The organism is Streptomyces sp. NPDC034111, from assembly GCF_055575375.1.
Genome location: NZ_JBVIST010000002.1, coordinates 272568 through 298001, shown reverse-complemented (window position 1 = coordinate 298001; position 25434 = coordinate 272568). Strand labels below are relative to the sequence as shown.

Annotated in this window: 19 protein-coding genes; 9 read left to right on the top strand and 10 right to left on the bottom strand. The window is 70.5% G+C overall.

All coding sequences use genetic code 11. From position 1 onward, the window contains the following. The first annotated feature begins 43 nt into the window (after positions 1-43). A complete protein-coding gene (locus tag ACZ55A_RS07090) occupies positions 44-385 on the top strand; it encodes a hypothetical protein (RefSeq protein WP_468835497.1) in 342 nt (113 codons plus the stop codon). A 102-nt stretch (positions 386-487) separates the two neighbouring features. Next, positions 488-1384 (top strand): oxygenase MpaB family protein, encoded by an 897-nt coding sequence (locus ACZ55A_RS07085; RefSeq protein ID WP_468835495.1) that lies wholly within the window; start codon positions 488-490, stop codon positions 1382-1384. Between the two features lie 24 nt (positions 1385-1408). On the opposite strand, the gene ACZ55A_RS07080 is transcribed toward ACZ55A_RS07085, so the two are convergent. Next, positions 1409-2020: a class I SAM-dependent methyltransferase gene (locus ACZ55A_RS07080; RefSeq protein WP_468835493.1), complete on the bottom strand. Its 612-nt coding sequence runs from the start codon at positions 2018-2020 to the stop codon at positions 1409-1411. Then, complete coding sequence (locus tag ACZ55A_RS07075) at positions 2017-3501, bottom strand: purine-cytosine permease family protein (protein WP_468835491.1); 1485 nt, start codon at positions 3499-3501, stop codon at positions 2017-2019. Before ACZ55A_RS07075 ends, ACZ55A_RS07080 begins: the two co-directional genes overlap by 4 nt. A gap of 257 nt (positions 3502-3758) precedes the next feature. Between ACZ55A_RS07075 and ACZ55A_RS07070 the strand changes: the two genes are divergently transcribed. Next, a complete protein-coding gene (locus ACZ55A_RS07070) occupies positions 3759-4373 on the top strand; it encodes a GTP-binding protein (RefSeq protein WP_468835488.1) in 615 nt (204 codons plus the stop codon). A 52-nt stretch (positions 4374-4425) separates the two neighbouring features. Here ACZ55A_RS07070 and ACZ55A_RS07065 read toward each other — a convergent pair whose 3' ends face one another. Beyond that, the gene (locus ACZ55A_RS07065; protein WP_468835485.1) at positions 4426-4854 is read right to left on the bottom strand and encodes a PPOX class F420-dependent oxidoreductase; all 429 of its coding nucleotides are present in this window, start codon (positions 4852-4854) and stop codon (positions 4426-4428) included. Positions 4855-5023: 169 nt separating this feature from the next. Here ACZ55A_RS07065 and ACZ55A_RS07060 point away from each other — a divergent pair, with 169 nt between their 5' ends. Together ACZ55A_RS07060 and ACZ55A_RS07055 are read left to right on the top strand one after the other, a co-directional pair. Then, complete coding sequence (locus ACZ55A_RS07060) at positions 5024-5443, top strand: roadblock/LC7 domain-containing protein (RefSeq protein WP_468835482.1); 420 nt, start codon at positions 5024-5026, stop codon at positions 5441-5443. A gap of 66 nt (positions 5444-5509) precedes the next feature. Next, on the top strand, positions 5510-6409 hold the full coding sequence (locus ACZ55A_RS07055; RefSeq protein ID WP_468835480.1) for a DUF6397 family protein: 900 nt from the start codon (positions 5510-5512) through the stop codon (positions 6407-6409). Here the strand turns inward: ACZ55A_RS07055 and ACZ55A_RS07050 are convergent. Continuing rightward, on the bottom strand, positions 6340-7209 hold the full coding sequence (locus tag ACZ55A_RS07050; RefSeq protein WP_468835477.1) for an acyl-CoA thioesterase: 870 nt from the start codon (positions 7207-7209) through the stop codon (positions 6340-6342). The two genes, ACZ55A_RS07055 and ACZ55A_RS07050, sit on opposite strands and share 70 nt — an antisense overlap. 52 nt (positions 7210-7261) lie before the next feature. Further along, positions 7262-9775, bottom strand: a complete 2514-nt coding sequence (locus ACZ55A_RS07045) for a DEAD/DEAH box helicase (RefSeq protein ID WP_468835475.1) — start codon at positions 9773-9775, stop codon at positions 7262-7264. A 1070-nt stretch (positions 9776-10845) separates the two neighbouring features. On the opposite strand from ACZ55A_RS07045, the gene ACZ55A_RS07040 reads away from it, so the two are divergent. Then, positions 10846-11637: a metal-dependent hydrolase gene (locus ACZ55A_RS07040; RefSeq protein ID WP_468836587.1), complete on the top strand. Its 792-nt coding sequence runs from the start codon at positions 10846-10848 to the stop codon at positions 11635-11637. A gap of 317 nt (positions 11638-11954) precedes the next feature. Here the strand turns inward: ACZ55A_RS07040 and ACZ55A_RS07035 are convergent, their stop codons facing one another. After that, the gene (locus ACZ55A_RS07035; protein ID WP_468835473.1) at positions 11955-13736 is read right to left on the bottom strand and encodes an ABC transporter ATP-binding protein; all 1782 of its coding nucleotides are present in this window, start codon (positions 13734-13736) and stop codon (positions 11955-11957) included. A gap of 82 nt (positions 13737-13818) precedes the next feature. After that, positions 13819-15687: an ABC transporter transmembrane domain-containing protein gene (locus ACZ55A_RS07030; RefSeq protein WP_468835471.1), complete on the bottom strand. Its 1869-nt coding sequence runs from the start codon at positions 15685-15687 to the stop codon at positions 13819-13821. A 239-nt stretch (positions 15688-15926) separates the two neighbouring features. On the opposite strand from ACZ55A_RS07030, the gene ACZ55A_RS07025 reads away from it, so the two are divergent. After that, positions 15927-16682 (top strand): hypothetical protein, encoded by a 756-nt coding sequence (locus tag ACZ55A_RS07025; protein ID WP_468835469.1) that lies wholly within the window; start codon positions 15927-15929, stop codon positions 16680-16682. 170 nt (positions 16683-16852) lie between these two features. Here ACZ55A_RS07025 and ACZ55A_RS07020 read toward each other — a convergent pair whose 3' ends face one another. Continuing rightward, the gene (locus ACZ55A_RS07020) at positions 16853-18283 is read right to left on the bottom strand and encodes a Gfo/Idh/MocA family protein (RefSeq protein WP_468835467.1); all 1431 of its coding nucleotides are present in this window, start codon (positions 18281-18283) and stop codon (positions 16853-16855) included. Positions 18284-18626: 343 nt separating this feature from the next. Between ACZ55A_RS07020 and ACZ55A_RS07015 the strand changes: the two genes are divergently transcribed. Continuing rightward, a complete protein-coding gene (locus tag ACZ55A_RS07015) occupies positions 18627-19997 on the top strand; it encodes an alpha-amylase (RefSeq protein WP_468835465.1) in 1371 nt (456 codons plus the stop codon). Between the two features lie 20 nt (positions 19998-20017). On the opposite strand, the gene ACZ55A_RS07010 is transcribed toward ACZ55A_RS07015, so the two are convergent. Next, positions 20018-22972, bottom strand: coding sequence for an FAD-binding and (Fe-S)-binding domain-containing protein (locus ACZ55A_RS07010; RefSeq protein ID WP_468835463.1), 2955 nt, complete (start codon positions 22970-22972; stop codon positions 20018-20020). Positions 22973-23000: 28 nt separating this feature from the next. Then, the gene (locus tag ACZ55A_RS07005; protein WP_468835461.1) at positions 23001-23465 is read right to left on the bottom strand and encodes a MarR family winged helix-turn-helix transcriptional regulator; all 465 of its coding nucleotides are present in this window, start codon (positions 23463-23465) and stop codon (positions 23001-23003) included. A 103-nt stretch (positions 23466-23568) separates the two neighbouring features. Here ACZ55A_RS07005 and ACZ55A_RS07000 point away from each other — a divergent pair, with 103 nt between their 5' ends. Beyond that, positions 23569-25386, top strand: coding sequence for an ABC transporter ATP-binding protein (locus ACZ55A_RS07000; RefSeq protein WP_468835460.1), 1818 nt, complete (start codon positions 23569-23571; stop codon positions 25384-25386). The last annotated feature ends 48 nt before the right edge of the window (positions 25387-25434 follow it).

Below are 25434 nucleotides of genomic sequence, written 5' to 3'. Positions count from 1 at the left end.
AATTGCCTTGGTACGGCCTTGTCACCAGCCCTACGCTGCGCCTATGTGTTTCTACAGCCGCCGGATGCACTTCGTGTGCCTGGGCTGCCGGACCGCCTGGAAGAAGACGCCCAGCGGCCAGGGGCCCGGTCACTGCCCGCAGTGCCGCGGCGCGCTGATCGACGCGGGCGCCGATCTGGCGGTCCCCAAGAAGCGGGACACCGCTGGCTGGCGGGCCCTCGAAGCCGTGCTGCGCGCGGGCCTGACGTTCCACGGCGGCTGCTGCGGCACGGGACCGGGCTACCGCCCGCGCACCCCACGTGGGGTCAAGGAGCGGCTGGCATTGGCCGAACGCACCGGCATGCCCGTGAGGAAAGCGCTGGCCACAGCGGATCCCACCGGCTGATTCCGGCCATGCGCCCGCCCGATCTGGCGCCCGTCACCCTCCTTCACTTCCCTTTCGCACCCCTAAAATTGCCCCTTCGGCGATCGAAGGGACAGGTGTCAGGTGCGGCGCTACGACTGGCTGAAGGAGATCCGGCGGCTCGACCCGGAGCGCGACTTCCTGGCGATCTACCGCATCATCGTCACCCATGAATTCCCCTGGGACATCACCAGGGCCCTGGAGCTCGCGCTCTACCGCACCTACGCCGTGCCCAGCATCGGCCGACTGCTCGCCGAGACCGCCGAGCTGACGGACCGTACCCAGAAGCGCTATGACGACACCGCCCTGCTGCTCGACGCCGTCGTGGAGCACGGCTTCGACGGCGAGGACGGCCGCACGGCCATCCGCCGTATCAACCAGATGCACCGCAGCTACGACATCAGCAACGAGGACATGCGCTATGTCCTGTGCACCTTCGTGGTGACGCCCAAACGCTGGCTCGACGAGTACGGCTGGCGGCGGCTGACCGCCCACGAACAGGCCGCCGTCGCCGCGTACTACCGCACCCTCGGCCGCCATATGGGCATCACCGAACTCCCGCAGACCTATGAGGACTTCGAGCAGTGCCTCGACTCCTACGAGGCGGCGCACTTCGGCTGGGACGAGAACGCCCGACGGGTCTCGGACGCCACCTTGGACCTGATGGCGGGCTGGTACGGCCCGCTCGCTCCACTGGTGCGCGGTGCCAGCAAGGCCCTCCTGGACGACACGCTGCTGGAGGCCTTCCGTTACGACCGGCCCAAACCGGTGGTCCACAAGGCCGTGCGCGGTGCACTGAAACTGCGCGCCAGGGCCGTCCGCCTGATGCCGCCCCGCCGCACCCCGCACTACGCCCGCCAGAATCCCGAGATCAAGGGCTACCCCGACGGGTTCCGGGTGGCCGAACTCGGTACCTTCCCCGCCTCCCGCCGTACGGGCACGTGCCCGGTCCCGCACGGGGACGGCCCGGTGGCCTCCTGACCCCGGGGCCCGGCGGGCGGCGGCTCACCCCCGGCGGACCGCCAGCGCCAGATAGCGGGCGTCCTCGTCCTCGTAACGGGTCAGCTGCCAGCCGCAGCCGGCCAGTAGGGGCCGCAGATGCGGCTCCGCCCGGAGGTCGTCGGGGGTGATCTGGCGGCCCTTGCGCGCGGCGAGGGCCGCCCGCCCGATGGGGTGGAAGAGAGCGAGCCGGCCACCGGGGCGCACGACCCGGGCCAGTTCGGTCAACCCGCCCGCCGCGTCCGGCAGATGGGAGAGCAGACCGGCGGCGAAGACCGCGTCCAGCGCGGCGCCGGGCAGCGGCAGCCGGGTCACATCGGCGAGCAGCAGCGCCCCGTGCCGCCCCCGTCCGGCCCGTACCGCGGCCCGCAGCATCTCGGGCGTCAGATCGGCGCCCAGCACCGTCCCCCGCGCCCCCACGGCCGCATCCAGCGCGGGCAGCGCCCGTCCCGTACCGCAGCCGGCGTCCAGGACCCGGTCGCCCTCCTGGAGGCCCAGGGCGGCGACGCCCGCGGCATAGGCGGGGCCGTCGTCGGGGAACTTGGTGTCCCAGTCGGCGGCGCGCGCCGCGAAGAACTCCCGGACCTCGGACGGCCGGTGTGCAAGGTGGTCGGTCATCGGGCTCCTTCGGAGGCGGTGCGGTCAGCGAGGGCGGCAGTACAGGCGTAGAGGACACCGGCGACGGCCAGGGCCACCACGACACCGAGGTTCATGGCGCCCAGCGTGCCCCGGGCGGCGCTGTCGGTGAGCAGAAAACCCACCGCCCCGGCGATATGGGGGTCGGCGGAAGTGATCAGGCCCAGTCCGACGACGGTCGCGGCGACGAGCGAGCACACCGCCGGCCAGCTCCGGGCCGGCGCGGTCAGCAGAGTGGAGCCGGTCCGCCGGCGGCGCCACTGCTCCACCAGGAACACCGCCGTCCAGGCTGCCATCGCCACCCCGATGACGGACAGGAACGCCTGGAAGGTGGCGAAGAAACTGGGCGAGACGAACAGCAGGTACCAGCCCCCGACGGCCATCAACGCCCCGTCCACCAGGACCGCCAGATGCCGGCGCACGGGGAGGCCCAGGGCCAGCATCGACATGCCCGAGCTGTAGATGTCCATGATCGCCCCGGAGGCGAAGCCCCCGATGGCGGTGAGGAGATACGGCACCAGGAACCAGGTCGGCAGCTGCGCGGCAAGGGCCCCTACGGGGTCGGCGGCCGCCGCCCCGGCGAGCTCGGGGTCACCGGCATTCAGCAGCACCCCGAAGACCAGCAGCACCAACGGGGGCAGCACCCCGCCCAGCGTGGTCCACCCGGTGATCGCCCGCCCGCTGCTCGTCCGCGGCAGATAACGGCTGTAGTCCGCACCGCAGTTGACCCACCCCAGCCCCAGGAGCGTCATCGCGAACACCACACCGCCGATGCAGGTGCCGAGGCCGCCGGAGCGGCCGCTCGCAAGGGCGGACGGATCGATACGGCCGGCCATCAGCACCATGTACACCACGGTCATCGCGGTGATCGCCGCGGTCAGGTACTTCTGCACCTTCATGATCAGCGCATGCCCGAAGACCCCGACGACCACCACCGCGACCGCGGTCACCGCGAAGCACAGCGCCTGCGCCGCCGTGGTCGGCGTCCGCCCGTCGGGCCGCGCGAAGACGCTGGGCGCCACCCGCGCCAGGACCGCCGCACCGCCCAGGGAGGACAGCGCGACCAGCACGGTCTCCCAGCCGACGTTGGAGACATAACTGAACAAAGTGGGCAGCTTGTTGCCCTGGTGGCCGAACGAGGCCCGTCCGATGACCATGGTGGGTGCGCCCGTACGCGCCCCGGCCACCGCTATCAGACCCACCAGAAGGAACGAGAGCACATAGCCGAGGGCTCCGGTGACGATCGCCTGCCAGGGGCTGAGCCCGAGACCGGTCAGATAGATCCCGTAGGCGATGCACAGCAGCGACAGCCCCGAGGCGGCCCACGGCCAGAACAGGGACCGGGGAGAGCCGTGCCGCTCGGACTCCGGCACCGCGTTGATGCCGTTGCGCTCCACGGCACCCACCGAGGTGTTCGCCCCGGCGGGCGGCCCCTGCCGCTCCCGCGCCTGCTGCTGCGTCATGGGCACATGATCCCGCACGGACCCCGGATCCGGGGAACACCCGTACGGATGGCCAATTATCACGAATGCCGAGCTCGGTGGGCCCCTTGATCGGAACAGCTAGCGGCTTTGGCAAATCCGGGGAAATCCCGAGGAGCGGACGGTACGGTCCTCGCCATGGATTCGGACGGCGCTCTGCCGCCGAAGGCTCCCTCCGTCGAGCCATGCATCCGCACACCCCGCTACGCGCAGGACACGCATCCTGAAGGAGACGGCCGATGAACGCCGCACTAGGGGCCCCGGACGGCGCAGCCCCGGACCCCGACCCCGAACTGGCCCTGAAAATCTTAGTCGCGGGCGGCTTCGGCGTGGGCAAGACGACCCTGGTGGGCTCCGTCAGTGAGATCCGCCCGCTGCGCACCGAGGAAGGCCTCACCGAGGCGGGCGAGCGGGTGGACGACACCGGCGGAGTGGACCGGAAGGCCACCACCACCGTGGCGATGGATTTCGGCCGGATCACCATCAGGCAGGGACTCTCCCTCTACCTCTTCGGCACCCCGGGACAGGACCGCTTCTGGTTCCTGTGGGACGACCTGTCCGAGGGCGCGCTGGGCGCCGTGGTGCTCGCCGACACCCGGCGCCTCCAGGACTGCTTCCCCGCGGTCGACTACTTCGAGCGCCGCGCGATCCCCTTCCTCGTGGCCGTCAACTGCTTCGCCGAGTCACGGTCCTACGGGGCCGACGAGGTGGCCCGCGCGCTGGACCTGGACCGCGGAACCCCGGTCGTGCTCTGTGACGCGAGAGACCGCGACTCGGGCAAGGAAGTACTGGTCCGGCTCGTCGAACACGCCGGGCGCCGGCACTCCGCCAGGGTGCTGGACTCGGTGGGATGAGACCGGGCCGGACGTGGCGCGGACACCTGACGGGGCCGCGCCACGCACCCCGTCAGTCCGCGACGTCCGCGAGGGCGACCGCCTTGTCGACCTTGACCCGTACCACCACCTCGCCCGGCACGCCGTTACGGGCGCCGTACTCCTCCGCGCGGTCCTCGCCCATATAGCGCGCCGCGATCCTGGCCGCCCAGTGGCGTACGTCCGCCAGCTCGTCGCTGATCTCCGCAGACCCCTGTACGACGACGAAGCTGTACGGCGGCCGCTCGTCGTCGACGCACAGCGCCACCCGGCCGTCGCGCGCGAGATTACGGCCCTTGACGGTCTCCGCACCCGTGTTGAACACCAGCTCCTCGCCGTCCATGAGGAACCACACCGGGGCGATGTGCGGACTGCCGTCGGCCCGCACCGTCGCCAGCTTGCCGGTGCGGGTGCCCTCGGAAAGGAAGCGCTGCCACTCGTCCTTGGTCATCTTGTGTGCCATGGCCGCATCCTCTCCGGGCGGCACGAACATGCACCCTGTGGCACGCCGGGCCCGCAGGGCCGCTTGCCGAGACGGCGGAGGTGGGACAGGCTGGCACGGCGGTCTGCGGACGGACCGCGGACTGCCGTCCGGCCGAGCGTGCGGACGGGGACACGGGGAGGAAGCGGCAATGGCATTGAGCAGCGGACTCGACTGGCTGCTGGACGACCTGACCAAACGGGTGGAGAAGGTACGGCACGCGCTGGTGCTCTCCAACGACGGGCTGGTGACCGGCGCGAGCGAGGGGCTGGGGCGGGAGGACGCCGAGCATCTGGCGGCGGTCGCCTCGGGACTGCACAGCCTCGCGAAGGGATCGGGGCTCCACTTCCGTGTCGGGCGGGTACGCCAGACCATGATCGAGTTCGACGACGGGATGCTGTTCGTGACGGCGGCGGGCGACGGAAGCTGTCTGTGCGTACTGGCCGGTGCCGACGCGGACATGGGGCAGATCGCCTACGAAATGACGCTGTTGGTCAATCGGGTGGGGGAGCACCTGGGCGTCGCGGCGCGGCAGCCGGAGAGTTATCCACAGGTCGGAGGCCGAGGTTGACGCACTGTCATTGACTGCGGCTACAGTCGTCACTGTCAGTGATCGACCGAGTCGTGGGGGAACGACATGACAGTGATGTGCGACGGGCAGCAGACGCTCGCAATGGGCCGCGCGGCCCATGAACTGGAGCTGAGGAGCGGCGAGTTCGAGCTCGCGACCCAGCTCGGAGAGGTACGAACGGTCCCGGCCGGCGCCGACGGCCGGCCGGGCGGCACCGGAGCACTCGGCCGGCGTCGGGTCCCGGCGGAGGAGATCGCCCGGCTCCAGGCCGAGCCGGGCTTCCCGGACGCGCTCCGCGAGCGCCTCCGCACGGTCAGCACCACCGAAGCCGCCGCGCTGATGGGCATCGGACCGGGCCGCGTCCTGCGGCTGACCCGAGCCGGCTGCTTCGGCCCCGTCCGGTTCTATGTGAACCGCTACGGCGCGGTGGTCTGGCTCTACCTCGCCGCAGAAGTCACCGACTTCGCCGACCGCGAACCCGGCCTGATGCGCGGCAACACCCCCGCCGCGATGCGGGTGATGCTCGAAGGCGGACAGGACTGGCGAGCACGCCAATGGCGCAGCCGCAGGGTCGCCCGGCTCATGGGACAGACCGACGACCCCTGGGAATCGGCAGCCGTGCTCGCCGCCGTACTGCCACCCGAGGAACTGGCCTCCGTGGCCGGCAACCCACTGGAGCGGACCCTGCTCCGCCGGCTCAGGCCCACCCTCGCCACGGTGATCACCGCCACCCCGGCGGCCCGGGAATCCTTCGAACGGGTCCTGACGGCCGATGAGTTCGACGAAGTGATGTGGTACCGCGTCAACCTCGCCCGCGCCCTGGAAAGGGCCCGCAGCGAAGAACCGGGACGACTCCGCACACCGGCCGCCGCCATGGCCACCACCCGCCGCCCGGGTCAGCCACCCAGCTTCCTGAACAGGCCCTCCTGGACCACCGAAACCAACAGCCTGCCCTCCCGGTCGTAGATCCGCCCACGGGCCAGGCCCCGACCACCGGTGGCGATCGGCGACTCCTGGTCATAGAGGAACCACTCGTCCGCGCGGAACGGCCGGTGGAACCACATCGCATGGTCCAGCGACGCCATGTCGAAGCCACGCGGCCCCCAGAGCGGTTCGACCGGGATGCGCACGGCGTCCAACAGCGTCATATCGCTGGCGTACGTCAGCGCACAGGTATGGACGAGCGGATCGTCCCCCAAGGGCCCGACCGCACGCATCCACACCGCACTGCGCGGCTCCGCACCCTCGACCTCCTCCGGCGTCCACCGCAACCGGTCGACATACCGGATGTCGAACGGCTGCCGCCGCGCCATCCTCTCCAGCGCCTCGGGCAGCCCGCCCAGATGCTCACGGATCTCCTCCGTGACCTTCGGAAGATCCTCCGGGTCGGGCACCACCCGACGCATCGGCAACTGATGTTCAAAGCCGGGCTCCGGCTTGTGAAAGGAAGCGGTCAGATTGAAAATCGTGCGCCCCTCCTGGACGGCGACCACCCGCCGCGTCGTGAAGGAACGCCCGTCCCGCACCCGCTCGACCTGGTACACGATCGGCACCCCGGGCCGGCCCGGCCGCAGAAAGTACGCATGGAGCGAGTGGACCGGGCGGTCACCATCCGTGGTCCGCCCGGCCGCCACCAGCGCCTGCCCAGCGACCTGCCCGCCGAAGACCCGCTGGAGACTCTCCAGCGGGCTGCGGCCCCGGAAGATGTTCACCTCGATCTGCTCAAGATCCAGCAGATCGACCAGCCTCTCCGCAGGATTGCTCATGACCGGTGGCCCTCCGTCGCATCCCTCGACGGCCTCGGGCGAAGCCGTCGCCTTACAGCTGACCCACATCCGTGACCCGCACCACCGCACGCCCCTCCTCGTCGGAGGCGGCAAGATCCACCTCCGCGGAGATGCCCCAGTCGTGATCACCATTCGGGTCGGCGAAAGTCTGCCGCACCTTCCACAGCCCGTGCTCGGCATCCTCCTGAATCTGCAACAGCTTCGGCCCGCGCGCGTCCGGGCCGGTGCCCAGCTCCTCGTACTCGTCCCAGTAGGCGTCCATCGCCTCACCCCACGCATCCGCGTCCCAGCCGGACTCGGCATCCATCTCGCCGAGTTCCTCGACCTTGTCCAGCGCCGCCAGCTCCACCCGCCGGAACATCGCATTGCGCACCAGCACCCGGAACGCCCGGGAGTTCGCCGTGACCGGCCGGACCTGATCGGCCCGCTCCTGCGCCTGCTCCGCCGTCTCCACCTCGGGATTGGCGAGCTGCTCCCACTCGTCCAGCAGACTGGAGTCGACCTGCCGCACCATCTCACCCAGCCAGGCGATGATGTCCTGGAAGTCCTCCGACTTCAGATCGTCCGGCACGGTGTGGTCCAGCGCCTTGAACGCACTCGCCAGGTAACGCAGAACGATGCCTTCGGTACGCGCCAGCTCGTAGAAGGACGTGAACTCCGTGAACGTCATGGCGCGTTCGTACATATCGCGGATGACCGACTTCGGCGACAGCGGATGGTCACCGACCCACGGGTGGCTCTTGCGGTACAGCCCGTAGGCGTGGAAGAGCAACTCCTCCAGCGGCTTGGGGTACTCGACGTCCATGAGCCGTTCCATACGGTCTTCGTACTCGACGCCGTCGGCCTTCATCTGGGCGACCGCCTCGCCCCGCGCCTTGTTCTGCTGCGCGGCCAGGATCTGCCGAGGATCGTCCAGTGTGGACTCCACCACCGAGACCATGTCCAGCGCATAGGACGGCGACTCGGGGTCGAGCAGATCGAACGCCGCCAGCGCGAACGTCGACAACGGCTGATTGAGCGCAAAGTCCTGCTGAAGATCCACCGTCAGCCGGACGATCCGGCGCTCGGCATCCGGCTCCGCCAACCGCTCCACGATGCCGCCGTCCACCAGCGACCGGTAGATCGCAATGGCCCGCCGGATGTGCCGGAGCTGATTCTTGCGCGGCTCATGATTGTCCTCGAGCAGCTTGCGCATCGCCTCGAAGGCATTGCCCGGCCGGGCGATCACCGACAGCAGCATCGCGTGCGTCACCCGGAAACGCGACGTCAACGGCTCCGGATCCGAAGCGATCAGCTTCTCGAAGGTGTTCTCACCCCAATTGACGAAGCCCTCCGGCGCTTTCTTACGCACCACCTTGCGCCGCTTCTTCGGATCGTCGCCGGCCTTGGCCAACGCCTTCTCGTTCTCCACGACATGCTCAGGAGCCTGCGCGACCACAAACCCCGCCGTATCAAAACCGGCCCGGCCGGCCCGGCCCGCGATCTGATGGAACTCCCGCGCCCGCAGCGTGCGCACCCGCGACCCGTCGTACTTGGTCAGCGCGGTGAACAACACCGTGCGGATAGGAACGTTGACCCCGACGCCAAGCGTGTCCGTACCGCAGATCACCTTCAGCAGACCGGCCTGCGCCAGTTTCTCCACCAGCCTGCGGTACTTCGGCAGCATGCCGGCATGGTGCACGCCGATGCCATGGCGGACATACCGCGACAGATTCCGGCCGAACTTGGTGGTGAACCGGAAGTTCCCGATCAGCTGCGCGATCTCGTCCTTCTCGGCACGCGTACACATATTGATACTCATCAGCGCCTGCGCCCGCTCCACGGCGGCGGCCTGAGTGAAGTGCACGATGTACACCGGCGACTGGCGGGTCTCCAGCAGCTCGGTCAGCGTCTCCGTCATCGGAGTGGTCCGGTACTCGTACGACAACGGCACCGGCCGCGTCGCCGACCGCACCACCGAGGTCGGCTTCCCCGTACGCCGGGTCAGATCCTCCTCGAAGCGCGACATATCGCCGAGCGTCGCCGACATCAGAACGAACTGCGCCTGCGGCAGCTCCAGCAGCGGAATCTGCCAGGCCCAGCCGCGGTCCGGCTCGGCATAGAAATGGAACTCGTCCATCACGACCTGGCCGATATCCGCGTGCTTCCCGTCCCGCAGCGCTATCGAGGCAAGAACCTCGGCAGTACAGCAGATGACCGGCGCATCGGCGTTGACCGACGCATCACCGGTGAGCATGCCGACGTTCTCCGTACCGAACAGCTTGCACAGATCGAAGAACTTCTCCGACACCAGTGCCTTGATCGGCGCGGTGTAGAAGGTGACCTGGTCATTGGCGAGAGCGGTGAAGTGCGCACCGGCCGCCACCATGCTCTTTCCGGAGCCGGTGGGGGTGGACAGGATCACGTTCGCTCCCGAGACCACCTCGATCAGCGCCTCCTCCTGGGCAGGGTAGAGCGAGATGCCCTGCTGCTCGGCCCAGCCCGAAAAGGCTTCGAAGAGGGCATCGGGGTCGGCGTCATTCGGCAGATGATCGATGAGGGTCACGCCCCCATACTGCCTGCCTTCGGCCCGGATCAGAGAACCGGCGACCCAAAACCCCACCAACCAAAGATCAACAGCCCACCCCCCTCGCCCCCCACACCCCCCAAACCCACCCATTCCACCCACCAGTCAACTGTCCACCCCACCCTCACCTGCACAAACGCCAGCCTCAACGGTGGAGGCGCCGCATCCCCTGCCCAGCCTCAGGTGCCACCGCCGGGCGAAACCGTCAACCCGGGCGCAGCCCATGCGCCCTCCACCCGGCTGTGGGGCTGGGAGGTAGCCTCTCGACGCACTCACAGTCCGTATGGGATTGCGTACGTACCGTTGTTATCGCTGGTTATCGACTGCGGTAATGCGACCAGGACGTGGCAGAGATCACGGGGAGTGCGGAGAGTGCCAGGCGGTCGGGGGGAGGGGGGAGGGGGGAGGCGAGGTCCGCCCTGGTTGCGGGGCTGTGGGGCTGTGGAGCCGAATAGCTGGAACCGGAGCGGGGTGGTCGGTGGGGCGCGGCCGAGGCCCGCTGGGGTGAGGGTCAGGCAGAGGTAGGGACTGGCTGAGGCAGGGGCGGGCTGAAGTGAGGACGGGGTGGGAGTGGGCCAGGGTGGGGCTAAGGCCGGTACGCCTGGGCTCGGGATGGGGGCGCGGGGTGAGGTGGAGGCAGAGAGGCGGGCCGTACGAGAGGCAGGAGCAGTAGCGCGGGGGTGGCGGGGCTGCCCGGCGGAGCTGGGTAGACGGCGCGGAGTTGCAGGACGCGGTGGGGCGGGAGGGGAGGGGGAGGGGAGCCGGGGACCACGGAGCGGGTCGGGGCCGGAACGCGGGGCGTGGCCGGAACCCGGGCCGGGGTGGGAACCGGCATCGAGGGGTGGTGGCCCTCCGATGTTGGGTGTCGGGCTTGTGTCAGGTCCGCCTCCACGGGGAGGGGTTGGGGCGGTCAGGGGGAGTGGCTGCTTACCCGCTCCTTGTACGGAGATCATCTGACGCTACGCTGTGTCGCCGACCGCACGTCAGAAGCGCGGGCAACGAGCGCACGCAGCACAAGAACCAGGCAAGAACTAGGGGTGGGTACAACCATGATGGGACCGGCGCACTCGTTGTCCGGGGCCGCGGCCTGGCTGGGGGTGGGCGCGGCAGTCGCTGCCGCCGGACATCCGATGCCCTGGCCGGTGCTCGTCTGCGGGGCCCTGATCTGCGCCGGTGCGGCGCTCGCCCCGGACCTCGACCACAAGTCCGCGACCATCTCGCGGGCGTTCGGACCGCTGTCGCGGATGCTGTGCGAAGTCGTCGACAACATTTCGCATGCGGTGTACAAGGCGACCAAGATGCGCGGTGACTCGAACCGTTCCGGTGGGCACCGCACGCTCACCCACACCTGGGTGTGGGCCGTACTCGTCGGCGGTGGGATGTCGCTGCTGGCCATGCAGGGCGGACGCTGGGCGGTGCTCGCCATTCTCTTCGTCCACATGGTGCTCGCCATCGAGGGGCTGTTGTGGCGGGCAGCACGGGTCTCCAGCGATGTGCTGGTGTGGCTGCTGGGTGCCGCCTCGGCCTGGATCCTGGCCGGCATCCTCGACCAGCCGGGCAACGGCGCGCACTGGCTGTTCACGGAACCGGGTCAGCAGTACCTCTGGTTGGGTCTGCCGATCGTGCTGGGCGCGCTGGTCCATGACATCGGCGATGCGCTGACCGTCTCGGGCTGCCCCGTTCTGTGGCCCATCCCGGTAGGCCGGAAGCGCTGGTACCCGGTCGGTCCGCCCAAGGCCATGCGGTTCAAGGCCGGCAGCTGGGTGGAACTGAAGGTGCTGATGCCGGTGTTCATGCTGTTGGGCGGGCTCAGCGGTCTGGGAGCGCTCAACTACATCTGACCGCGGGCGGCGACCGGCGGAGGGCGAATCTGACGGCACGCGGAGGCATGGCCGGTTGGCCGGGCGGAGGCGGGGTCGGGCCGGTCGGATGGACCGGCTGGGATGGACCAGCCGGGATGGACCGGATGGGATGGATCAGCTGGGATTGACCGGCTGGGATGGACAGGGTGGGGTGGACCGGGCGGGTTGTCCGCCCTGCTTCTACCCCTCCGCCCCTACCTCCTGCCCCGGCCCCCTTGCCCGTGCCTCACCTGTGCCTCACTGTGCCTAATCCGTGCCGGACCCGTACCTCAATCCGTAGCCCGTGTCCCCCGGGCTCATCCATGCCACGAGCGCCACAATGCCGCGTAGGCGCCGTCCGCTGCGACCAGTTCGTCGTGGTTGCCCAGTTCGCTGATGCGGCCGTCCTGGACGACGGCGATGACGTCGGCGTCGTGGGCGGTGTGCAGGCGGTGGGCGATGGCCACGACGGTGCGGCCGTCCAGGACCTTGCCCAGCGAGCGTTCCAGGTGGCGGGCCGCGCGGGGGTCGAGCAAGGACGTTGCCTCGTCGAGGACCAGGGTGTGGGGATCGGCGAGTACCAGACGGGCCAGCGCGATCTGTTGGGCCTGGGCCGGAGTCAGGGCGTGGCCGCCCGAGCCGACCTCGGTGTCCAGACCGTCGTCCAGGGCCCGGGCCCAGGCGTCGGCGTCCACCGCGGCGAGCGCTGCCCAGAGTTCGGCGTCGGCCGCTCCCGTACGGGCGAGCTGGACGTTGTCGCGGAGTGAGCCCACGAAGACATGGTGTTCCTGGTTGACCAGCGCCACCTGCTCGCGAACCCGCTCGGCCGGCATCGCGGAGAGCTCGGCCCCGCCCAGGGTGACGGTGCCCGTACGGGGGCCGTAGATACCGGCCAGCAGCCGGCCCAGGGTGGATTTGCCCGCGCCGGACGGTCCGACCAGCGCCAGCCGGCTGCCGGGGCGGATCCGCAGTGAGACATCGCGCAGTACGTCGACGTCGGCGTGGTAGCCGAAGGTCACCGCGTCGGCGTGTACCTCACGGCCGTCAGGAGCCCGCTCCGCGTCGCCGGCTTCCGGTTCGATCTCCCGCACACCGACGAGCCGGGCGATGGACACCTGGGCCACCTGAAGCTCGTCGTACCAGCGCAGGATCATGCCGACCGGCTCGATCATCATCTGCGCGAGCAGCGCCCCCGTCGTCAATTGGCCCGGGCCGAGCCAGCCCTGCATGACGAACGTGCCGCCGAGGAGCAGCACCGCGCCCAGAAGCACCACATGCGTCAGGTCGACGACGGGGAAGAGCACCGAGCGGAGGTAGAGGGTGTAGCGCTCCCACTGGGTCCAGGCCCTGATGCGCTGCTCCGAGAGGGCGATACGGCGCGGGCCCAGGCGATGGGCCTCGATGGTGCGGCCGGCGTCGACGGATTCGGTGAGTACGGCGGAGACCGAGGCGTATCCGGCGGCCTCCGAACGGTAGGCGCTCGGCGCCCGCTTGAAGTACCAGCGGCAGCCGATGACCAGCAGGGGCAGTGCGATCAGCACGGAGAGCGCGAGCGGCGGCGCGGTGACCGTCAGCCCGCCGAGGAGCAGGCCGATCCACACCACGCCGATCGACAGCTGCGGTACGGCCTCGCGCATCGCGCTGGAGAGCCGGTCGATGTCGGTGGTGATCCGGGACAGCAGATCGCCGGTGCCGGCCCGTTCCAGGACGCCGGGCGGCAGGGCGACGGACCGTACGAGGAAGTCCTCGCGCAGATCCGCCAGCATGCGTTCGCCGAGCATCGCTCCGCGCAGCCGGACCATCCGGACGAAGACCGTCTGGAGGGCCAGGGCAACGGTGAACAGCGCGATGGTGCGCCCGAGTTGGAGGTGGTGTGCGCCGGCGGCCAGCCGTTCGACGACTCCGCCGAGCAGGTACGGGCCCGCCATGGAGGCGATGACCGCGGCGGCGTTCACGGTGACGAGCACCGTGAAGGCGCGGCGGTGACGGCGGATCAGGCCGCCGACGTAGCGGCGTACGGTCGCCGGTGAGCCGACCGGCAGTGTGGTCAGGGTCTGCGGGGCGTCCGGATCGTGCTCCGGCGGCGCCAGGCCGATCATGCGGTCTCCTCGATTCGTTCGCCCCGGTGCATTCCGTCGCCCCGGTTCATTCCGTCGGACCGCTTACTTCCGTCGGTCCCGTTCATTCCGTCGGTCCGGTCCCCCCGACGGTCTCGTCCCTTCCGTAGGTCTCGTCCCTTCCGTCGGTCCGGTTGGCCGGGCCGGCGGGCAGCGCCGGTGCCGGCTCCGTCTCGCGGGTGACGACGGCGCGGTAGGCGGGGTCGGTGTGCAGCAGTACGCGGTGGGTGGCCGTGGCGACGACCTTGCCCTCGTGGAGGAAGGCGACCTGGTCGGCGCGGTCCAGCAGGAGCGGGCTGGAGGTGAGGACGACCGTGGTGCGGCCGGTCCTGATCCGTCGTAGGCCGTCGGCGATCCGGGCCTCGGTGTGGGCGTCGACGGCGCTCGTCGGCTCGTCGAGGACCAGCACCTCCGGGTCGGTGACCAGGGATCTGGCCAGGGCCAGCCGCTGTCGCTGGCCGCCGGACAGTGACCGGCCGCGTTCGGTGATGTGGGTGTGCATGGGGTTGCCGGAGTCGTCGACGGAGGCCTGGGCCAGCGCGGTGAGGACGTCCTCGCACTGGGCCGCGGTCAGCGCCTCCGCTGCCGGTACGCGCCCGGAGGACGGGACGTCGAGCAGTTCGCCCAACGTGCCGGAGAGCAGCATGGGGTCCTTGTCCTGGACGAGTACGGCCCGGCGGGCGGTGTCGCGCGGTAGGTCGTCGAGCGGGGTGCCGCCGAGGGTGACGGAGAGCTGGGTGGCCTCGTCGCCGTCCTCGCCGTCTGTGTGCGGCGGGTGGCCGCCGAGGCGTTCGGCGAGGCGGCCGGCGGCATCGGGGTCACCGCAGACCACCGCGGTCAGCCTGCCCGTGGGGGCGGTCAGGCCGCTCTGCGGGTCGTGCAGATCGCCGGTCGGCGGTGTTCCCTGGGTCCTCTGGCCGGTGTTCCGGCCGTCGGCCGGCCGGTGCTGCGCCAGTACGCGGGCGGTGCGCTTCGCCGACGGCCTGGCGAAGGAGAAGGCCTGGGCGATCTCCTCGAAGTGGCGGAGCGGGAAGAGGAGGAAGGTGACCGCGCTGTAGATGGCGACGAGTTCGCCCACGGCGACCGTGCCGTCGAGGGCGAGCCGGGCGCCGTACCAGACCACCGCGATCAGCAGCAGGCCCGGCAGTACGACCTGGACGGCCGAGATCAGCGACCACATCCGGGCGCTGCGGACGGCGGCCCGGCGCACCTCCTGGGAGGCGCTGCGGTAGCGGCCGAGGAAGAGCTCCTCACCGCCGATGCCACGCAGTACGCGCAGTCCGGCAACGGTGTCGGAGGCCAGCTCGGTGGCCCGGCCGGCCTTCTCGCGCTGGGCGTCGGCGCGCCGGGTGGCCGGCGGCAGCAGCGGCAGTACGGCCAGCGCCAGGACGGGCACGCCGAGGGCGACCAGGACACCGAGCTGAGGCTGGCGGACGAGCAGGGCGACGGAGACCGCCACCGCGGTGACCGCCGCCGCCCCGAACCGGGAGACCGACTCGACGAACCAGCCGATCTTCTCCAGGTCGCCGGTGCTGACGGTGACGATCTCGCCGGCTGCCACGCGCCGGGTCATGGCGGAGCCCAGCTCGCTGGTCTTGCGGGCGAGCAACTGCTGCATGCGGGCGACGGCGGTGATCCAGTTGGTGACGGCGGCGCGGTGCAGCATGGTGCCGCCCAGCGCGATCAGGGAGCCCAGCACCACGATCAGACCGCCGGACAGTGCGAGCCGCCCGCCGTCGCGGTCCACCACGGCCTGGACGGCGAGGCCCACCGGGAGTGGGAAGGAGGCGATGGCGCCGAAGTTCACCAGCCCCCAGAGCAGGGCTTTGAGTTGCCCGCCGAGCTGCTGTTTGTAGAGCCAGAGGAGGAAGGTGCCGCCCGTGCGGACGTCCGGGACGCCGGGGTCGGGGTGCGGAAGGTCGCGGATATGCATGAGGTCCCAGCGAAGTCGTGGTGGGTGGTGGTCGGCGGGGGCGGCGCCGTCCCGGCAGGCGGAATGCCCCTCGTGCCGGTCTCGTTGCCGGCGAGAGTCCTGGAAGATTGGCCCGTGCGCTGGTCTGATTTCAAACGGTTTTTCCGCTGCGGCCGCGCGATTCGGACAATCGTGTGGGGGGCGGTGCGCGTCGGGCGGGTGCTGAACGGGCGTCAGGGCGGCGGTGCGACCATGGGGGTATGCGAACAGCGGGCAGTGCGGTGCGGATGGCGGCGGTGGCCGCCGCGGGCCTGGTCGTCCTGGCGGGCTGCGGCGGCGGTGTGGGCGGCCGCGGCGGGGACGGCAAGGACGACGGGGCGGGCAAGGGGGAGCGCCCGGGCGGTCCGGCCCGGGGGTCCTCGGCGACGACCCACCTCAAGCACATCCCCGGGATCGGCACCGCCCTGCGCTCGCGGATCCCTGCCGGCTCGCGGCAGGTCGTGGCGGTCTACGGCAAGGGCGCGGACTCCGCGGACGCCACCGTCGTCCTGTACGAGAAGAACGCCAAGGGCTGGGACCAGAAGGCCAGTTGGGCCGGGCACAACGGGCGGCGCGGCTGGACGACGGACCACCACGAGGGCGACAAGCGGAGCCCCGTGGGAGTGTTCAGGCTGACCGATGCGGGCGGGGTGCTCGCGGACCCCGGTGCCAAGCTGCCCTATACGCACTCCTCGGCGTTCACTCCGCCGTCGTACTGGGCCAAGAACACCCGCCATGACTTCGATTACGTCGTCGCGATCAACTACAACCGGGTCACGGGTACCTCACCGCTCGATCCGACCCGCCCCCAGGGGCAGTCCAAGGGCGGTGGGGTCTGGCTGCACCTGGACCACGGCAGCGGGACGTCGGCCTGTGTGAGTGTGTCGAAGGCCGCCATGCAGACGTTGCTGCGTGCCCTCGATCCGGCGCGGCACCCGGTGGTGGTCATGGGGGACAAGGCGCACCTGGCGGCCTGAGGACCGTACACGGGGGGCGCCGCGCCGGGAGTGGCGCGCGGAAACGGGGAAGGGACGCGCCCGACCGAGGGACGCGATGAAGGTGGCCCCGTGACCGGCTCCGGCACCTGGTGTACGGCCCGGCCCGGCGGGCGTGTCACCCGCCGGGCCGCGCGAGGCGCTGCGCGCCGCTACTCCGGTTTCTCGGAATCCATCCCCGGGCGGGCCTTCTTCCAGAGTCCGCGGGTGAAGTCCGGGATCTCCTGGGGCGCGCCCTTCGCCTTGATCGAGCGGTCGCTCAGGGGCACCGGCGCCGTCCATGTCGCCCCGTCATAGACGTCGAAGTCCGGTACCAGGCCCAGCCGCATGCACTGCATCAGCCGGAAGACCAGCATGTAGTCCATACCGCCGTGCCCGCCGGGCGGGTTGGCGTGCTCCTTCCAGAGCCAGTGGTCCCACTCCGCGTACTTGCCGAAGTCGCCCCACTCGTCGTTGCTCTGGTCCGGTTCGAGGTAGATCCGCTCGGGATAGTCCTCGAAGAGGCCCTTGGTGCCGCCGAGGCTGTTGATGCGGCTGTAGGGGTGCGGGGTGGAGACATCGTGCTCCAGCCGGATCACCCGCCCCTTGGCGGTCTGTACCAGGCTGATCGTCCGGTCGCTCTCGATGTACGACTCCTTCCAGCTGGGGTCGCCCGGCGGCATATGTTCCTTGCGGTACGCGGCGAGACCGAGGGCGGGGGTGCCGAAGCTGGAGATGCGGACGGCGCGGTCGCCGCGGTTGATGTCCATGTAGTTGGCGACCGGCCCGAACCCGTGGTTGGGGTAGAGGTCGCCGCGCAGCCGGGTGTGCCACAGCCGGCGCCAGGGCCCCTCGTAGTACTTGGGGTCGAACATCAGGCCGCGCAGATCGTGGTTGTAGGCGCCGGCGCCGTGCAGCAGCTCGCCGAACAGGCCGGCGTGCGCCATCCGCAGCACCCGCAGCTCGTTCCTGCCGTAACAGCAGTTCTCCAGCTGCATGCAGTGTCTGCGGGTCCGCTCGGAGAGGTCGACCAGCTCCCACAGCTGCTCCAGACGCAGCGCGAGGGGGCATTCGACGCCCACGTGCTTGCCGTTGAGCATGGCCGTCTTCGCCATCTCGAAGTGCCAGTCCCAGGGCGTGGCCACGTACACGAAGTCGAGGTCGCCGCGCTTGCAGAGGTTCTCGAAGTCATGGTCGCCGTTGGCGTACACGGCGGGGGCGGGCTGTCCCGCGCCGGTGACCTTCTTGGCGGCCCTGGCGGTCTTCTCCTTCACCGGGTCGCACAGTGCGACGACGCGTACGCCCGGCACCGCGAGAAAGAGGTCGATCATGCTGCCGCCGCGGTTTCCGAGGCCGACGATGGCGACGCGTACGGTGGAGCGCTGCTCGAACGGCACCCCGATCATGGTCTTTCCCTTGGCTGCCGGGGTCGCGGCGGCGGCCGCCTCGGAGCCTGCCGCGCCGGGCGTGGCGGCCGCTGCCTGACCTGCCGTCAGGCCGCCCAGCCCCAGGCCGGCGCCCGCCGCACCGGCGGTCCACAGGACCGAACGGCGGCTGGGGCCCGCTTCGTTGGGGTCGTGGTTCGGTGATGGTGCCTCGTTCATCGGTCCTCCAGGGGAGCGGTGGTGCGCCGGGGCATACGTGAACCTCGGTCAGGACCCTGTCGGCCGAGGGCCGGAGGCACAAGAGGGCCGATTGGACTCTTGTGACGGCAAGCTTGGACTCTTCGTCGCATACATGCGCTACCGGCAGCATGGTGCGGCAAGACGGACGCCCTCCCCGGCAGCATCTTTCGCAAGTCGCTGAAAAGCCTTGCGGAAGGGGTTGACGTGTTCACGAGATGAACGGCAGGCTCCGTACGGAAATCCCCCCATGGCGGCCTGGCGCGTGGCTGCTCTCGTGGGCGTGGAGCGGGAAACCCGCGCCCCATGATGAAGGAGCCGCACAATGCAGCAACGTTCCCGTGCGCTGGGCGGGGCGCTGGCCGGAGTACTGGCCGCGGCCGCCCTCGCCACCTTCGCGCCGTGGTCCTCCGAGGCCACCCCGCCCGGCGAAAAGACCGTCACCGCCACGATGTTCGAGCGGAAGTACGCGGACGTCGCCAAGGCCTGCACCTCGCAGCTGGGTCCGGCCGGCTATGGCTATGTCGAGGTCTCGCCCGCCTCCGAGCACATCAAGGGCGACCAGTGGTGGACCTCGTACCAGCCCGTCAGCTACAAGATCGCCGGGCGCCTGGGCGACCGGACCGCGTTCGCCAAGATGGTCAGCGCCTGCCACGGTGCCGGCGTCAAGGTTCTCGCCGACGCCGTCATCAACCACATGGCGGCCGGACCCGGAACCGGCACCGGCGGCACGCGGTACACCAAGTACGACTACCCCGGCTCCTACCAGAACCAGGACTTCCACGGCTGCCGTAAGAGCATCTCCGACTACACCAACCGCGACGACGTACAGAACTGCGAACTCGTCGGCCTCGCCGACCTGGACACCGGCAGTGAGTACGTCCGCACCACGATCGCCAAGTACCTCGACGAGCTACGGTCGTTGGGTGTGGACGGCTTCCGGATCGACGCCGCCAAGCACGTCTCCGCCACCGACCTCGCCGCCATCAAGGGCAAGATGCGCGACCCCGGTTACTGGGTGCAGGAGGTCATCTACGGCGACGGCGAGGCGGTCCGCCCCGAGGAGTACACCGGCACCGGCGATGTCGACGAATTCCGCTACGGCAGCCACCTCAAGAGCGCCTTCCAGGGCGGCAACCTCGCCCAGCTGAAGTCCATCGCGGACGGCAAGCTCGGCGGCGACCGGGCCCGTACGTTCGTCGACAACTGGGACACCGAGCGCAACGGCTCGACGCTCACCTACAAGGACGGCGCGGCCTACACCCTCGCCAACGTCTTCATGCTGGCCTCGCCCTACGGCTCACCGAACGTCTACTCCGGCTACACCTGGTCCGACAAGGACGCGGGCCCGCCGAGCGGCAGCGAGGGCTGGACCGACGAGCACGCCAAGCGGGAGATCACCGGGATGGTGGGCTTCCGCAACGCGGTGGGCTCCGCGGAGCTGACGCACTGGTGGGACAACGGCGGCAGTGCGATCGCCTTCGGGCGCGGGAAGGCGGGCTTTGTCGCGCTCAACAACGGCGACGCTGAGCTGCGTCAGACCTTTGCGACGTCGCTGCCGGCCGGAACGTACTGCAATGTGATCAAGGCCGCCCCCGACGACTGCGCCGGCAACACGGTCACCGTCGGCGACGACGGCAAGGCACAGCTGACCGTCCCGGCCAAGAGCGCCGTGGCCCTGCACATCGCCCGCTGACGCACACACGCGCGTCCTCATCAGGACGGGCCGGCGGGTGGCCGGGTCGCCCACTCCAGCGCCAGGAGGGCCGAGCAGTAGCCTCGGCCCTCCGTCGCGTGGTCCATGCCGATCTCGCACATCCGGTTCGCCGACAGATGCGCATCGAAGTGCCGCGCGGTCACCTCCGCGGCCTCCTTCGCGGTGGCCGATCCGGTCAGCTCCGGGTGCAGCATTCCGCGGTCACCGGCGAAGGCGCAGCAGCCCGCATCGTCCGGGACCACCACCTCCCGCGCGCAGGCCGCGGCGATCTGCCGCAGCTGTGCCTCGTCGCCCAAGTGCTGCATCGAGCAGGTGGGGTGGAGTACCGCGGAGCCGTGCCGGCGCAGGATGCTCAGCCGCGGCAGCAGTTCCTCGGCGGCCCGGACGAGGGAGTCGACGACGGTCAGTTCGGCGTGCAGCGCGCGGTTGTCCGGCGTCAGATACGGCACGACCTCGCGCGCGAGGCCCAGGGTGCAGGAGGACGCGTCCACGACCAGGGGAAGTTGGCCGCCGGCCGTCCAGCCCCAGGCGGCCTCGACGATGCGGTTGGCCATCACCCGGGCGCCGCCCTCATAACCCTTGGAGTGCCAGATCGTGGCGCAGCAGGTGCCGGTTACGTCCGGCGGGATCCACACCGGGCGGCCCGCACGCCCGGAGACCGCCACGACCGCCTCCGCCAGCGAGGGGCCCCGGTGCCCGGCGGGCTCGCCGAAGATCCGGTTCACGCAGGCCGGATAGTAGACCGCCGCCGCGCCCGCCCTTCGCGTCGCGGGCAGGGTACGGGCGGCCGGACCGGGGAGCTGCGGCAGCCACCGCGGCACCAGATCGGGGCGTACGGCCCGGCGGGCGGCGCCGGTCAGCGCGGTCAGCGGCCGGTCGCCGGCCCGGGCGCGGACCCGGTCAGCGGCGGCGACCGCCAGCCGGGCCGCCCGCTCGACCGCCGCGAACTGCCGGGCGGACCGCTCCGCCAGCCACTCCTCACGGGGCGAGTGGCGCCGGTGCCGGAAGTCCTTCATCAGCGCGCCGGTGTCGATCCCGACCGGGCAGGCCAGCTTGCAGGCCGAGTCACCGGCGCAGGTGTCCACCGCGTCATAGCCGTACGAGTCCAGCAGTCCGTCGGTGACCGGGGAGCCGGGCGGCTGGCGGAGCATTTCGCGGCGCAGCACGATCCGCTGGCGGGGTGTGGTGGTCAGGTCCTCGCTGGGGCAGGCCGGTTCGCAGAAGCCGCATTCGATGCACGGATCGGCGATCGCCTCGACCTCGGGGATGGTCTTGAGCCCGCGCAGATGCGCCTGCGGATCGCGGTCGAGGAGGATGCGCGGGGCCAGGATGCCGTGCGGGTCGGCGATCTCCTTGATGCGCCACATCAACTCCGTTGCCCGCGCGCCCCATTCGAGCTCCAGGAACGGGGCGATATTGCGGCCGGTGGCGTGTTCGGCCTTCAGCGAGCCGTCGAAGCGCCGTACGGTCAGCCGGCAGAACTCGTCCATGAACGCGGCGTAGCGGGCCACATCGTCCGGCTTCGCCGCGTCGAAGGCGAGCAGGAAGTGCAGATTGCCGTGTGCCGCGTGCCCGGCGACCGCGGCGTCGAAGCCGTGCCGGGACTGGAGCTCCAGCAGCGCCGTACAGGCCTCGGCGAGCCGGTCCTGCGGTACCGCGAAGTCCTCGGTGATCAGCGTCGTTCCGGAGGGGCGGGAGCCGCCGACCGCCGTGACGAACGCCTTGCGGGCCTTCCAGTAGCCGCCGATCGCCGCCGGGTCGCGGGTGAAGGCATTGGTGACGGACGCCACCGGCGCGATCAGCTCAAGCTCCGTCAGCACCTGTGCCGCGGCCCGCTCGTACTCCTCCTGGGATGCCTCGTCGGGGGCCCGGAACTCCACCAGCAGCGCGGCGGTCTCCCTGGGCAGCGCCGCCCAGTCCGCCGGTACCCCGGCCACCCGCACCGAGGCGCGCAGCGTATTGCCGTCCATCAGCTCCACGGCCCGCGCGCCCGCCTCGTTGAACCGCGGTACGGCCGCGGCCGCTGCGCTCAGCGTCGGGAAGAACAGCAGCGCGCTGGAGGTGTACCGGTCCAGGGGAACGGTGTCGAAGACGGTCTCGGCGATGAATCCGAGGGTGCCCTCGGAGCCGACCATCAGCCCGCGCAGGATCTCGGCCGGTGTCGCGCCGTCGAGGAAGGCGTCCAGACGGTAGCCGTTGGTGTTCTTGATCGCGAACTTGGCGCGGATCCTGGCGACCAGCTCAGGGTCCGCCTCGATCTCCGCCTTCAGTGCGAGCAGCCCCGTGCACAGGGCCGGTTCGGCGTGCGCCAGGTGTTCGTCGGCGGCCGGGTCGGCGGTGTCGACGATCGTGCCGGACGGCAGGACGACGGTGACCGAGGCCAGCGTCCGGTAGGAATTGCGGGTGGTGCCGGCCGTCATCCCTGAGGCGTTGTTGGCGACCACACCGCCCACCGTGCAGGCGACGGCGCTGGCCGGATCGGGGCCGAGCAGCCGGCCGTGGCGGGCGAGCGTGGTGTTGGCGCGCAGTACGGTCGTGCCCGGCCGGATCCGGGCCCGGGCGCCGTCGTCCCGCACCTCGATCCCGGTCCAGTGGCGGCGCACGTCGACCAGGATGTCCTCGCCCTGCGCCTGGCCGTTGAGTGAGGTCCCGGCGGCCCGGAAGACCACCGTGCGGCCCTTGCCGTGGGCGTAGGAGAAGACCGCGGAGATGTCGTCGATGTCCTCGGCGACCACCACGACCTGCGGTACGAAGCGGTAGGGGCTGGCGTCGGAGGCGTAGCGGACCAGGTCGGAGACCTTGTGGAGCACCTTGTCCGCGCCGAGCAGCGCGATCAGATCGCCGCGCAGCGGCTCGGGGGTGCCGGAGGCCAGCCGTTCCGGCACCCGGTCGTGGGAGGGGATTCCGCCCGCGGTGGGCCGCAGGGTCTCGGGCTTCGGCTCCAGCAGGGGCATCGCGGGACCTCCTCCGCTTGACGGGGCGTCAGGTGCAGGGTGCGTCCCCCGGTCCGTCGACCAGGGTGGACAGCAGACCGCCCAGCACCTCGCGCTGCTCGGCGGTCAGCGGGGCCAGGATCTCCTCCGCGGCGGCCCGCCGCGCGCTGCGCAACGCGCGGAGTGTGGAGCGGCCGGTGTCGGTCAGCTCGATCCGTACCACCCGGCGATTGGCCGGATCGGGCACCCGGCGCACCGCGCCCTGCGCCTCCAGCGCGTCCACCAGCGTCGTCACCGCACGCGGTACGACCTCCAGCCGCTCGGCGAGGTCGGCCATCCGGGGCGGGGTGCCGCGGTAGTGGCCGACGATCCGCAGCAGCCGGGACTGTGCGGGGGTGAACGCGATGTCCAGCTGCGCCAGCTGCCGCTTCTGTGCGCGGTGCATCCGGCGGGTCAGCCGTACCAGCTGCTCGGCGACGTTGGCGGTGCTGACCGTCGGCTCGGGGGAGGGCATACCGCGAGGATAGCGGATCTCAGGACGAAGTTCATTGTGAGTATAGGTAACAATGAGCTAAGCTCCATAAGATCCCGCTGACCCCCACCCCTCGTAGGAGCCCATGCGCAGCGACGAACCCCAGTGGACCCCACCGCCCAAGGACCCGGAAGCGCCGGTCCAGCTGCGGCGGATCCTCGCCCTCTTCCGCCCCTACCGCGGCCGGCTGACCCTCGTCGGCCTGCTCGTCGGCGCGTCCTCGCTGGTCTCGGTGGCCTCGCCGTTCCTGCTCCGCGAGATCCTCGACGTCGCCATCCCCGACAGGCGCACCGGACTGCTCACCCTGCTCGCCCTCGGCATGATCGCCACCGCCGTCACCACCAGCGTCTTCGGCGTGCTGCAAACCCTGCTGTCCACCACCGTCGGCCAGCGCGTCATGCACGATCTGCGCACCGCCGTCTACGCCAAGCTCCAGCGGATGCCGCTGGCCTTCTTCACCCGCACCCGCACCGGCGAGGTCCAGTCCCGGATCGCCAACGACATCGGCGGGATGCAGGCGACGGTCACCTCCACCGCCACCTCCCTGGTCTCCAACCTCACCTCGGTCATCGCCACCGTCTGCGCCATGCTCGCGCTCGACTGGCGGCTGACCGTCGTCTCGCTCCTGCTGCTTCCGCTCTTCGTCTGGATCAGCCGCCGGGTCGGCAACGAGCGCAAGAAGATCACCACCCAGCGGCAGAAGCAGATGGCCGCGATGTCCGCCATGGTCACCGAATCCCTCTCGGTCAGCGGCATTCTGCTCGGCCGCACGATGGGCCGCGCCGACTCCCTCACCAAGGGCTTCGCCGAGGAGTCCGAGCGCCTGGTCGACCTGGAGATCCGCTCGAACATGGCAGGACGCTGGCGGATGGCCACCATCGGGATCGTCATGGCCGCCATGCCCGCCCTGATCTACTGGGCGGCCGGCCTGGTCCTCCAGCTGGGCGGCCCGGTCTTCTCGCTCGGCACCCTCGTCGCCTTCGTCTCGCTCCAGCAGGGCCTGCTGCGCCCCACCGTCTCCCTGCTGTCGACCGGCGTACAGATGCAGACCTCGCTCGCCCTCTTCCAGCGCATCTTCGAATACCTCGATCTGCCGGTCGCCATCACCGAACCCGCCGACCCGGTCCGCCTGACGGCCCCGCGCGGCGAGATCCGCTTTGAGAACGTGACGTTCCGCTACGACCCCGAGGCCGCCCCCACCCTCACCGGCATCGACCTGACCATCCCGGCCGGCGGCAGCCTCGCCGTCGTCGGCCCGACCGGCAGCGGCAATAGCACCCTCAGCTACCTCGTACCGCGGCTCTACGACGTGACCGAGGGCCGGGTCACCCTGGACGGCACCGACGTCCGCGAGCTCGACTTCGACACCCTGGCGCGCTCGGTCGGCGTGGTCTCCCAGGAGACCTACCTCTTCCACGCCTCGGTCGCCGACAACCTCCGCTTCGCCAAGCCCGACGCCACCGACGACGAGATCGAACGCGCCGCCAAGGCCGCCCAGATCCACGACCACATCGCCGCCCTGCCCGACGGCTATGACACCCTCGTCGGCGAGCGCGGCTACCGGTTCTCCGGCGGTGAGAAGCAGCGCCTCGCCATAGCCCGCACCATCCTGCGCGACCCGCCCGTGCTCGTCCTGGACGAGGCCACCAGCGCGCTGGACACCCGCACCGAGCACGCCGTGCAGCAGGCCATCGACGCGCTGTCCGAGGGCCGCACCACGCTCACCATCGCGCACCGCCTCTCCACGGTCCGCGACGCCGACCAGATCGTGGTCCTGGACGCCGGCCGGATCGCCGAGCGCGGCACCCACGACGAGCTGCTGGCCGCCGACGGCCGCTATGCGGCACTCGTCCGGCGTGACGCACACCTCACCCCGACCGGCGATCAGGTGATGACCCGCTAAGTGACCGACGGGTAAGGTCGCTCTCGCGGCGGCCGATTCACTGGTCGG